Annotated in this window: 8 protein-coding genes; 2 read left to right on the top strand and 6 right to left on the bottom strand. The window is 45.7% G+C overall.

Features of this window, described 5'->3' with window-relative positions:
• Positions 1-14: 14 nt before the first annotated feature.
• A complete protein-coding gene (locus MVI27_RS01785) occupies positions 15-1,367 on the top strand; it encodes a DEAD/DEAH box helicase (protein ID WP_246958971.1) in 1,353 nt (450 codons plus the stop codon).
• A gap of 33 nt (positions 1,368-1,400) precedes the next feature.
• Here MVI27_RS01785 and MVI27_RS01780 read toward each other — a convergent pair whose 3' ends face one another.
• The 3 genes from MVI27_RS01780 to ahcY form a co-directional block, all read right to left on the bottom strand.
• Complete coding sequence (locus MVI27_RS01780; protein ID WP_246958970.1) at positions 1,401-1,847, bottom strand: hemerythrin domain-containing protein; 447 nt, start codon at positions 1,845-1,847, stop codon at positions 1,401-1,403.
• Between the two features lie 27 nt (positions 1,848-1,874).
• Complete coding sequence (locus tag MVI27_RS01775; RefSeq protein WP_246958969.1) at positions 1,875-3,041, bottom strand: iron-containing alcohol dehydrogenase; 1,167 nt, start codon at positions 3,039-3,041, stop codon at positions 1,875-1,877.
• A 147-nt stretch (positions 3,042-3,188) separates the two neighbouring features.
• Positions 3,189-4,502: an adenosylhomocysteinase gene (ahcY, locus tag MVI27_RS01770; RefSeq protein WP_246958968.1), complete on the bottom strand. Its 1,314-nt coding sequence runs from the start codon at positions 4,500-4,502 to the stop codon at positions 3,189-3,191.
• Positions 4,503-4,673: 171 nt separating this feature from the next.
• On the opposite strand from ahcY, the gene MVI27_RS01765 reads away from it, so the two are divergent.
• Positions 4,674-5,282, top strand: coding sequence for a 4'-phosphopantetheinyl transferase family protein (locus tag MVI27_RS01765; RefSeq protein ID WP_246958967.1), 609 nt, complete (start codon positions 4,674-4,676; stop codon positions 5,280-5,282).
• Here MVI27_RS01765 and MVI27_RS01760 read toward each other — a convergent pair.
• From MVI27_RS01760 to porU, 3 genes are all read right to left on the bottom strand, one after another.
• Positions 5,276-7,519: an FUSC family protein gene (locus MVI27_RS01760; protein ID WP_246958966.1), complete on the bottom strand. Its 2,244-nt coding sequence runs from the start codon at positions 7,517-7,519 to the stop codon at positions 5,276-5,278. The genes MVI27_RS01765 and MVI27_RS01760 overlap by 7 nt on opposite strands.
• A gap of 77 nt (positions 7,520-7,596) precedes the next feature.
• A complete protein-coding gene (porV, locus tag MVI27_RS01755) occupies positions 7,597-8,727 on the bottom strand; it encodes a type IX secretion system outer membrane channel protein PorV (RefSeq protein WP_246958965.1) in 1,131 nt (376 codons plus the stop codon).
• Between the two features lie 27 nt (positions 8,728-8,754).
• Complete coding sequence (gene porU / locus MVI27_RS01750) at positions 8,755-12,633, bottom strand: type IX secretion system sortase PorU (protein ID WP_246958964.1); 3,879 nt, start codon at positions 12,631-12,633, stop codon at positions 8,755-8,757.
• Positions 12,634-12,742: the final 109 nt, after the last annotated feature.

The following is a 12,742-nucleotide window of genomic DNA, read 5'->3' as shown; positions in this document are numbered from 1 at the left end:
CGTATCTTTGCGGGATGAATACCACCACCTTTGCCGATTTCGACTTATCTGGAAAAATCCTGGATGTTCTTGCGGATCTTGAATTATTTGAACCAACCCCTATCCAGGAAAAGGCTTTTAAACCGATTCTTTCCGGACGGGATGTAATGGGCATTGCTCAAACCGGCACCGGGAAGACACTGGCGTATCTGCTGCCGGTACTTCATCTCTGGAAGTACAACAAAAGCGGGAATCCCACCGTATTGGTGCTGGTTCCCACGCGCGAACTGGTTGTACAGGTGACTGAAATTCTTGAAAAGCTTACGGAAAATCTGACGGCAAGAGTCATTGGCGTGTATGGTGGTAAAAATATCAATACGCAGAAATTATTATTTAATGACGGCTGCGATATTCTGGTAGGAACGCCGGGGCGTGTGATGGACCTTTCTATTGACAACGCCATTTCTTTGCGTGAAGTACAGAAGTTAATTATCGATGAGTTTGATGAAATGCTGAATCTCGGATTCAAAGCACAGTTGACCCACATTTTTGAAATGATGAAGGAGAAGCGGCAGAACATTCTCTTCTCCGCAACCATGACAGAGGCTGTTGATGCCATGCTCGATGACTACTTCATGAATCCGGTAGAAATCTCCCTGGCCAAATCCGGAACGCCACTGGAAAAAATAGAGCAGTACGGCTATCAGGTGACGAATTTCAATACCAAGATTAATCTCTTACAACATCTTCTGGAGACAGAAGAGGATTTCTCGAAAGTGCTGGTTTTCTGTAATAACAAAAAACACGCGGATTACCTGTACACAAAAATCGAGGAACTTTTCCCTGGTGCGTTTGATGTGATCCATTCTAATAAATCACAAAACTACCGGCTGAATGCCATGCGGCAGTTTGAAAATCAGCAGGTGCGCGGGCTTATTACCACGGATATTATGGCGCGTGGGCTTGATATTACAGATATTACCCATGTCATTAATTTCGAAATACCGGAAGTTCCCGAGCAATATATTCACCGTATCGGACGAACCGGCCGTGCCGATAAACCGGGTATCGCTATCTCTTTTGTGACAAAAAAAGAAGAAGCCGCTCTGCTGGAAATTGAGGTGCTGATGGATAAAGAAGTGCCGCTGCAAATTCTGCCGGAACAAGTCAAAGTGAATCCGGTGAAAATTGCTTCCGAGAAAGATGAAGTGGTGATGAAAAATGCACACACTGTAAAACTGGAAGAAGGCGGCGGAGCGTTTCACGAAAAGAAAGAGAAAAACAAAAAAGAAAATTGGGGCGGACCGCACAAACGTAAGCCTGCCAAAAAAGTGGGTGCCAATCGTGCCCAGCAAAAAGCCAAATCCAAAGCACGCCGAAAAAAATAAGCCCGGCCTATTTGCCGGACTTAGTTCCTTCATTTATTTCCAGAATTCATCATCGTATTCCGGTTCTTTCAGCGCAGCATGTTCCTGCTCGAGTAGCGCCTGCAGCTGTTCTTCGGTAGCAGCTTCCTCAATGGCCGGAAAAATCTGCCGTTCCTCGGTACGAATGTGTTTCTCCAGCAGATCCCGGAAATGCTGAATCTCTTCCGCTGTCGTGAATCCACGGGCAACCATTTCAGCAAACTCATGATGCTCGGCAATGGCTTCCGCAATCAGCGGATGTTCTGCGCCCAGCAGCGGAAATAAATCCTGCTCCTCTTCTGCAAAATGCGGCTTTAAATTATGGTGGTAAAACAGCTCAATATATTTAGCCATCCTGTCCACGTCGATTTCTTTCTTCAACCCCTTTTTTAGTTTCCAGCAGAGCAGTAAGCCAAAATGATGATCGCGGCTGAGCTGAACCAGTGCTTCATGTCTTTTCATCAGTACTATTTTTTAAAGCAGAAATGATTAGTAACTCATCTCCACAATCTTCGCAGCATCCTGCGGGGTAAGTGCTTTGTGTTCACCAAGTCCGGTCCAGTTACGCCCGGCAAATGCCTGTTCCACTTTTTCGGCCGTTCCCTGGTATTCTGAGGTGTAATCCGAAAGTCGAGTCTGAATTCCCAGACTTTGGAAAAACTCCGTCAGTTTTTGGATGCCGGCTTCTGCCTTTTCTTCCAGACTTCCGTTTTGCACATTCCAGACACGCTCCGCGTACTGCGCGAGTTTTTCTTTTTTATTATCAAAGAAATAGCGGTAATGCGAAGGTGCAATGATTGCCAGTGTGCGCGCATGGTCGATGCCGAAGTGTGCGGTAAGCTCGTGGCCCATGGAGTGTACAGCCCAGTCGGTTTTCACGCCTTTTGAAACCAGGCCATTGAGCGCCATGGTACAGCACCACATAAAATTAGCCGCGGCGTCATAATTAAATTCATCCGCCATTACTTTCGGAGCCACTTCCTGCAAAGTCTGGAAAATACTTTCCATGAAACGTTCCTGCAACGTGGCCGACGTCGGAAAGGTCATGTATTGTTCCAGGACATGGGAATAGGCATCAGCAATACCATTGGCTACCTGCTTTTTAGGCAGTGAATAAATGACGTTCGGGTCCAGTACGGAAAACTGCGGGAACAGCCCCGGGCCGCCGGTAGAGAGTTTCTCATTGGTGCTGCGACGCGAAACCACATAGCCGGAATTCATCTCGGAGCCGGTCGCGGGAATGGTAAGCACCGTTGCAAAAGGCAGGCCTTCGCCTTCCGCCGTACGAATGTTTTTCGTTAAAATATCCCACGGATCGGCACCTTCATATTTTGCCGCTGCCGCCAGAAACTTTGTGCCGTCGATTACGGATCCGCCACCAACAGCTAATAGGTAGGTGATATGATGTTCGCGAATATAAGCCAGTGCCTCGAGCAAAACTTCATATTCGGGATTGGCGGGAATACCACCAAATTCATGAACCGTAAAGCCCTGCAGGCCCTCCATAACCTGTTCGTAAATGCCATTCTTTTTTATGCTCCCGCCGCCATACAGCATCAGTATATTTTCGCGGGGAGAAATCTCATCGCGCAGGTGTGCAATTTGTCCCGCGCCGAATAATATTTTTGTCGGATTTTTAAATTCGAAGTTCAGCATCGTAATATCTTTTTCTCAAATTTACAAAATGATGCGCGGATGCTGCGTTAAAGGTTTATTAAAAATAGAATTGCAGTTTTTTAAATAAAAAAACCGGACTGAAAAAGTCCGGTTGTATGGCAAAATTTGCTTTAAGAAAAGCAAATTTTAATAACGATAATACTCCGGCTTGAATGGCCCATCTACCGTTACACCAATATAATCAGCCTGTTCCTGCGAAAGTGTTTCCAGTTCCACACCCAGTTTGCTCAGGTGCAACGCAGCTACTTTCTCATCCAGATGTTTTGGTAAAGTATACACTTTATTTTCATATGCCTCGCGGTTGGTCCACAGTTCAATCTGCGCCAGCGTTTGGTTGGTAAAGGAGTTACTCATCACAAAACTTGGGTGTCCGGTAGCACAGCCCAGGTTCACCAAACGGCCTTCTGCCAGAATGATGATTTCTTTCCCGTCAATCGTATAGATGTCAACCTGTGGTTTTACCTCGGTTTTGGTATCGCCGTAATTTTCATTCAGCCACGCCATATCAATTTCATTATCGAAGTGACCGATATTACAAACGATGGTTTTGTCCTTCATTTTTTTGAAGTGCTCCGCTTTCACGATATTATAGTTACCGGTTGTTGTAATCACGATATCAGCATTGTCCACTACCGTTTCCAGCTTCTTCACTTCGAAACCTTCCATCGCAGCCTGCAGTGCGCAGATCGGGTCAATTTCAGTTACGGTTACGATAGAACCGGCGCCACGGAAAGAAGCCGCCGTTCCTTTGCCCACGTCACCATAACCACAAACGACCACGCGTTTGCCGGCCAGCATTACATCGGTTGCACGACGAATAGCATCAACCGCAGACTCACGGCAGCCATATTTATTATCGAATTTAGATTTTGTTACAGAATCGTTTACGTTGATCGCGGGCATGACCAGCGTGCCGTTTTTCATGCGCTCATACAGACGGTGAACACCAGTGGTTGTTTCTTCCGAAAGACCTTTGATGCCTTCAGCCAGTTCAGGATATTGATCGAAAACCATATTCGTCAGGTCGCCGCCGTCATCCAGAATCAAGTTCAGCGGTTTTCTTTCTTCCCCGAAAAATAAGGTTTGTTCGATACACCAGTTAAATTCTTCCTCGTTCATTCCTTTCCAGGCGTACACCGGAATACCGGCAGCCGCAATTGCCGCGGCAGCGTGGTCCTGGGTTGAGAAAATATTGCAGGACGACCAGGTAACTTCAGCACCAAGCGCTACCAGCGTTTCAATCAAAACGGCAGTTTGGATCGTCATGTGAAGACAGCCGGCGATGCGAGCACCTTTCAGTGGCTGGGAAGGTCCGTATTCTTCGCGAATTGCCATCAGGCCGGGCATTTCTGCTTCCGCCAGTGCAATTTCCTTGCGCCCCCAATCTGCCAGGGAGATGTCCTTTACTTTGTAAGGAAGATATTGTGTTTTGGTTTCCATTTGAAATAAAATTTGATGCAAAGATACGGAAAAGGTGCGGAAGGCTTTGTATTCTGTGCAGTAGCCGTGAGCCCATGATAAGGAATAAACTGATGCACGAAGCGGCAGGTTGTGGACGAACTTATATTAATATAAAAACTGTTTATTTTTGTATTAAAATTAAAGTAAAATATGCCACTCTTCCGTGATTTTTCCGACGATCAAACGACAGTACTTGTGTGGAAATATGATGATAACGATGCGCTTGATGAAAAATTGCTGGAACCGGAAAATAAAGAGCGGATTTTAGACTATCATCCGGTTAAAATTAAAGAAGTGCTGATGGTGCGCGGGCTGTTGAAAATGATTTTACCGGAGCATAAAATTCTGTACAATGACCGTGAACCTTATTTGTCGCCGCCAGGATTGGAAATATCGATCACGCATTCGTTTCCCTATGCCGCACTGGCTGTTTCAAAAGACAAAACCGGTATTGACGTGGAACCTTTCAACCCAAAAATAAAGCGAATCCGCCACAAGTTTATTCAACCCGAAGAAGATGCTTTTTTTCCGGAAGAACAGCAAACAGAATACCTGACCGTTATTTGGTCGGTAAAGGAAAGCCTTTATAAATTGCATCATTCCAACTATTGGTCGCTGAAGAAGCATTACGAAGTGAAGCCTTTTACCTTAGGACAATCTGAACGGCTGAAATGCCGCGTACACGATGAAACTGTTTCTGATCTGTTCGAAGCGCGCGTGGAATTTTTTGACAATTACTGCCTGACCATCGTTCACTGACCCCCGGAATGAATTTTTTCCGTTACCTTTCTTTGTTCCCGGGCGGCATCGAAGATGAGTTCCAATACCTCGCGCAGGCTCTTAACTTCGGTTAAATGTGTCATGTGAGAAGGATCACGGCGATCGAAAAACTCATTTTCCTGAAGTTCTTTTTTTCGTTTTTGCAGAAGTTTTTCCACGGAGTCATGGGGTTGCAGTGCAGCATCCTGTTTCACGGTTTCGTCTTCATTCAGTTCGTTCAGTAATAAATCAGTTCGTGTGAGCTCCGCTGATATTTTCGTATGCCAGCTTTCAAAATCAATTTCCGGATAGGATTTTCCGGGCCGTGCATACTGCGCAAAAGAAGCGATATACGCCGTGATCAAATGGGCGGTAATCACAAACTGATGAAGGTATTCCATTTTCTTCTGCTGGTTTTTCGGATCGGAGATCATCCGCTGGAAATTATCCGAAAGATTGGCAAGATCTATTACGGCCGCTTTTCTGGTAAGTTTGTACTGCTGCTCCTCACTCACGCCGCTGGTGAATCGCCGCACGGCGCTTTCGAAATAGGCAAGGTTGCTGCGGGCCGCACGCTTCATAAACTGCCGGTTGTGTGTATGCTCCCAGACAGGCAAGACGAGGTAGGAGACCAGATACGCCACACCACCGGCGATAAAAGTATCCAGAATTCTGTCTTTAAAAATAGTATTTAAGTTACCGGGATTTAAAAAATTAAAGGCCAGGAAAATGTAAATGGTCATAAAAAATACAGCCCAGGCATACTTGTTTTTTAGCATTGAAAAGCAAAGAATCATGGACAGTAACAACAATGAGAAGAGCACGCTGGAATTACTGATAAAGTAAATCATGGCATAGGCAACGATCGCACCGCTGATGGTACCGTACAACCGCAGCATGTTCCGGTGTTTGGTTGTGGCAAAAGCCGGCCGCATAATCGCAATCACCGTAATCAAAATCCAATAGGAATGCCCGATTCCCAGCACTTCGAACGTAGAGATAAAATAGCCAACCACCAGCGCCGTAGTCACGCGCAAGGCATGCCGGAAATGCGCGGACTGCAAAGAAAAGTTACTGCGGAAAATCCGCCAGTTCAGTTTTTCTTCCGGTGACACAAACTTCTGGTAATCCAGTCTGTCTTTTCCGGTTTTTTGTACCGACTGTTCCTGATCGAAAACTTTATAGATGGTTTTGATATCATCTGAAATAGAGGTGACCCGGTTTAAAATCAGCCGCAAGGTCATGAAATATTCCAGATTTTCGGGTTTCAGCCTTCTGTTTCTGAGATTGAAATATTGGTTATAAATATTTTCCAGTTCCTCATCCAGATCATACAATGGCCGGGCGCGGCGTGCGCCCTGAAGTGCTACTCCGATGTGGTTCATTTCTTCCGCAATCTCCTGCAGATAGGTACTAAGCTGATCCAGAAAGCCGGAATCGCCAAACTGCTCGTGGATCTTCCGGTAATCACTCTCAGAGGTCATCAACTTTTCGTGTAGGTCAATGGAATTCAGGAACATCAGCATCAGCAGACGGCTGGTACGTGTGGATTCGTTTACGATTTGTCTGGTCTTAAAAACGGTTTCGCGCGTTTCTTCCTGCAGATTTTTGATAGCAATCTGCTGCGAAATGACTTCGCGGTAGAGTTCATCAAAATCCGGCTGACGGTTATAAAATTTTGATTTTAAAGTTAGATAGCGGGCCAGTGCCATATAATTTTCACCGATCATCTGTCCGGCGAGTTTATACGGCTGAATTTTAGAAACGATGAGAAAAATAAAAAAATAGCAGAATGATCCGGCCAGAAAAACCAGCGAACTGTGAATCACATCACCACCCGTTAGGTGCCCATCAATAAAAATGGCTAAAACCACCAGCGCAAGTCCGCCCACCGCTGCCATCCGTTGTCCGAAAACGCCAATCATCGTCAGCACAATTCCGAAGAAAATAAGCTCCGCATAAATCAGCAGCGGATAATTCATCAGCAGGTTGGCGGTCACCGCCACTATAAAAAACAGCGCGACTGCAATGAGCAAAGCATTGCGCCGGCGGACAAACGGCCCGGCCTGATCGGTAAGACCCACAAAACTGGTCGCCAGCGGAAAAAGGAAATATTCTTTCAGTACACCGAAATGGGCCAGCACGACACTGGGCAGCACAATGGATAAAGTAATCCGTACCGCAGAGTAAATCGCCTGGCTGGTGGCAAATTTTCTGAATTCTGTGGCAAGGTTCATCTTACAAAGCTACGTTTTTAAGTACAAAAAACCCGGATGAGGTTTCCGGGTTTGGGTTAATTTTTTTAACAATAATATTAATAGTCTGCGTTGGAAGATTCCTCACCAATATTCCAGGTCAGCCCGAAACGAAGTGTGTTATCCAATGCTGAATTTAATTTGGACGTGTTGATCAGGTAAGACATATCCAGCCCAAAAGACTGATATTTCAGACCAACGCCCAAGGTAGCGTATTGTCTGGCACCTTGCTCAGGACTTTCATAAAAATAACCACCACGCACCGCGAAGGCATTATCATACTCATATTCAAGCGCGCCGCTGAACATCAAGCTTTTTTTATTGCTGAATGATTTTCCGATTCCTTCAATCACGCCCACATTCGGAACGTCTCCGGAAGCATCCGGTCCGGCTACAAGCAGTTTGGAAGCTTCCAGGTTTACGCCCACGCGGTTCAGGTCATCAATGAAAAGGTCATATCCCGCACCGATTCTCGCCATGGTCGGCAGGTAGGAGCGGGATTCATCATCGCCGGTATAGTCAAGCCTTGGCCCCAGATTTTGAACTGCGAAACCTCCACGCGCGCGGCCTTCGTAATCACCGAAGGAAGTGTGTTTTTCGGACTGGAAATATCCCGAAACATCTACGGCAAAGGAATTTGCTGCTTTCAAAGTGTTATCTGAATTGAATCCGCCGGACAAATCGGAACGGATAAATCGGCCGGTAACCGCCATGGAGTAGTAATCCGATAATTTCAGACCATACGCCACGTCGATTGAAAATTCGTTTGGCTTGGCAGTACCTTCCGTAACTACTTCGGAACCTACTAATTTTGTCAGGTCCACAGAACCCATATTGAAGTAATAGATACTCGCAGAAATGGTGGAACGCTCCTCATCACCAAGAAACTGATGGTACGCACCGTAAAGCAGGAACACATCATTGGTTACCTTACCCATGTAAGGTGTGTAATTCAGTCCGATGGCGGAAGTTGTTTTGCTGAACGGATATTTCGCTGCGTTCCAGAACTGGGAGAATGCATCAGATGTAGTTGCTACCCCCTGATCACCCATTCCACCTGCGCGGGCATCCGGTGAAATACGCAGGAAAGGAGCACCGGTAAGAACAGGCTGAATGTCGCCTACCTGCGCCTGTGCTGCAACGCCCATCCCGATTCCCAGGCCCAACAGGAGCTTTTTTGTAATTGCCATAAAGTAAAGTTTTTTTATCGTTGTTTGTTATTTAAGTAAAACCATTTTTTCCACTGCCGTAGCACTGCCCGGGCATTTGTCCTGATTCTGGCTGCGGGCAAAAACCTTAAAAATATAAGTTCCTTTCCCGACGGTATCACCAAAATCATCGGTGCCATCCCATTCAATTGCAGTGCGCGGTGTACGGTACCCTTGGAAAAAAGGTTCCGCAGTCACCGTGGTATTCAGTGTGCGAACCAGTTTCCCGGTGATGGTAAAGATTTGCACATGCACATCCAGCATATCATCACAATTATGTTCAAAATGAACGTATGTTTTGCTGGTGAACGGATTCGGCCAGTTCAGCAGTCTGTTTAAGACCAGTTTCCGGTCAGCTTCGTCCTGAACTATAAAGTTTAACGTAGCAGTGGTTGAATTATTATTGATGTCCCATACTTTAAAGCTCAGCTGGTGTTCGCCGGGGCTCAGGTTGCGGAACGGATAAGAAACAGCGCCTTTCTGATAGTCTTTTAAAGAAGGATTAAGGCAACCGTTATTATCTCCGGAAAAGTAGAAATCATTGAGCACAGTTGTATCGATGATTTTCCCATCAAGTACCACCGTAATATCGTGTCCGATACCGGCGCCGGTCGAATTAATTCCGGTATTGTCGCTCACACAGGCGAGCAGGGTAGGGTTTTGGTCCGTAATACCACCATCGGCAAAATTGGTGTTATTCATGTAGAGCTTCACCTTGGGTGGTTCATTGTCATCAATTCCGTTTGGATTGATACCGCCGATTTTTTGAACTTTATTGGTGAAAACATCAAACTTTTTATTATCTGCGTACAGCAAAATCCGTCCGTCACCATCGGTATAGTTAATGTCTTTGGGCATATAAAACTCCACGGTGAACTCGCCATTTACTACTTCGGCCGATGATTTCACAAGGGTACCGGGCTCTTCCTGAAACTCCATGACACCCATGCCGCCATCGTTATTTAAAGTTTTCTTTTTTACTTTTTTATCAAAAACGTTTACCGCAATTCGTCCGGTGAAATCAGTATCGGTACTACCATCAGCTTTTGTAACAATTCCTTTGACAGTGACGAAATCCAGCGCCCGGAGTTTATCCGGATTGGATTGTCCGTCCGCAATAATTTCATTAATAATAATATTCTGTGTCGGCCGGGCCAGTTTCATTGCGGGATCACCCAGGAAATTAACCCGAAGATGGTCCTGTTGTGTTCCTTTTTTCTCTTTTGCCTCTAAAAAAGCATTACCCAGCGTATCGAAATCATGATTGTTCGTGAAGCGGAAAATTTCGGTGGTAAACAATTTGGTGAAACTTTCACCGTATCCAACCCCAATAGCGCGGCTGGAAGTAATCATCGTAGCTGCACCGCCTTCTTTCGATTTAATCACCTGTTCACCTGCGGAGAAAGTGCCCGGCTCATCCCAAAGGGTAAATTCACAGGTGATGGTGGAAACCAGCGGAAGCCTGGAATAGACATTATTATAATTCCGGAAATTACGGATCATATCAATGGTCAGGATCCGCTCCTGCGCCCAGCCATTAATCCCGCCATGGCCGAAATAAAACATATATAAAGTATTTCCCATATCATTGGAAATGGCCTGGTTCACAGCCGGGTAACGCTGCCCGCCGGCTGCTGTTTCGGCCGGGAAGGCATCAATATAGAGTTTGCGCACATTATACTCGCTGCGGGTTCCCTGCTCAAATTCTGCTTTCAGGGTTTCTTCCATTGTTTCGTGGAAAGGTGTGCCGGCATCCTTGTCATCATCTACCACAAAATCAAGTTTCATCCGCCATTCTCCAAAAGGTGTAGACTGCCCGGGCAACGCGTTATAATAGGCCAGCGTTTTATCGATCAATAGTTTTGCTTCCGAAATGTTAGAGGCCGGCAGGCGACCGATCGGGATATCCGGTAACTGATTGCTGATCATGGTGCTACCGTTAGTCTGAGGTTCTGTCATCACAAAATAATCATCGGTGACAAAAGAAGTGGAGAAACTGCCGCTTTCTTCACTTTGGTAGGAAGGAATAATATCAGACCCAGGATAAATTCGTCCACGGAAATCAAAAGAGGTATCGCCCAACAGGAAAACATATTTTAAGGGCGTTTTCTCGTGCATCTGGCTGATGAAGTCGCGGATAGCGGTGAGGTCTTTCCTGCCACTGCTGTATTCGTTATAAATCTTATTTACGTCTACAACAGCGACACTAAACTGGTCCTTATAATAATCTGCCAGCCGCTGCGCCTGGCCCAGCATTTCGGTTTGGGTAATCATGACATAATCAATCCCTGAAAGTCCGGCCAAATCCTGATTGTCGATCCTCCCGACAAATTGAGGGGCATATGCGTCCTGATGACGAAACGCCACGAACTCATTAGGGAACGTTTCAGTTTGCTGATAATTAAACTGGTGAACTCCTGCCGTACCGGAATTGTTTTTTGTGCGCACGGCATTGGTAAGATCAGATACATCCCAAACCTGTTCGGCAGTTCCCGCGTTGGAAAGAACGAAAGTCGCGTTACCCAAAGGAAGATTAAATTTCCTGAAACTCATCTGGCTGCCGTTAAAAGTCAGGTTCTGCGGGTAGGAAACTTCGGCATAATCAAAATAGAAATTCCCGGTGGGATTCGCTGACGTATCGGGATTGTAGGTAAAAGTCAGGGTGTTTCCTCTAACGCCGGTGACCGTTCCTTCTTTTAGGGGAGAAGCAAAGGGATATCCGGCGCTGTTTCCGGAAGCGTGAGAAGAGGTTTCCGCGCCGGTGAAGCCTATCGAAATTTTATTTCCCTGCGACTGGAAGGCAATTACACGAGTCCGGTATTTCACCTCGTCTGTAGGTTGTAGGGGCTCACGGGTAGTAAATGTTTGGACCTGATTGGGCTTGATAATGTCGCCTGTCCAGATGCGGCCCAGCTTCAGCAGATTGTATTTTTCCTCGTTTACAAACTGAAAATCATCATAGCGCGTAATCAGTGGACCGCCGGCAATATCGGCTGCTTCCGGAAATCTTTTACCTGGTCCGAGATCAAAATTGATAAAGTAATAGGCGAAGTCATCATATATATTGATGAAATTGTCCGGCTTATCACTTCGAAAATCCTGTTTTCTTCGGCCGGGACTGTTTTTGTCAAAGACATGAAAGCCGTGCGGGCCCTGCGCATAAAAAAGCGCAAAGGTATTTTCAGTCCAGGTAGTAGCTGCCTCATCATTTATTTGAATCGCCATTTCCTGTAAGCCGCCAAAGCGTGGCTCGAGGTTGTGTTCGGGCAACATCAGGCCACCGTTTCCGTATATTCTGAAATTTTGCGGGTTAATATTGGCTGGATTGATGCCATTATCTCTCAAGAACTTGGAAGTGATTTTGAATATTCCGGATTTATCTACTTTAATTTTATAAAAAGTTCCGGTCTTCAGCGGATTGTCAGTGGTGCCGAGCGGAGCTGGAATTTGCTCTGCCAGACCTCGGGCGGTACTTTGGTCGGTAATGGTAAAAGACGACAGGCGGTAGACTTTTCCGTTTTCTTTTCTAAAAGTGTTGACGAGGATAGAAGTGGTGTGCGCTCCGGTAAAAGGATTTTTATTTACAGCAATATCGGTTATTTCATCTTCCGGCAAAAACTGCGCGTTCAGATCATATAAAGCCGATGGCGAAACAGCTTCCCAAACTAAATTGCTGACTGTTTTTAAACTGCCGGTATAAGGCTGCGTTACTCTTATCACCACAGAATGGTTTTCATAAGCGAAACCCGCATTACTGAAATGGGGAAGCGTTACCTGTGAACTTCCATAATCTACTACCGTGGTTCCTTTCCAGTCGATAGTAATTTTTTGTGCAAGAATAAAAGAGCAGATACTGCAAAAAAAGGCCAGCGTAAGCAGACGTTTCATCAAGGCTGTTTTAGAAGGATTACAAATTAAACGAAAAAAAAATTATAATATTCAGTGTGCAATAAAATTAAGAGGTTATCGTTTTGCAAAATAACATAATAGGTTGCTT

This window comes from Chryseobacterium salipaludis (assembly GCF_022968825.1).
Taxonomy (GTDB): Bacteria; Bacteroidota; Bacteroidia; order Flavobacteriales; family Weeksellaceae; genus Kaistella; species Kaistella salipaludis.
This window is presented reverse-complemented; position numbering and strand designations above follow the sequence as displayed.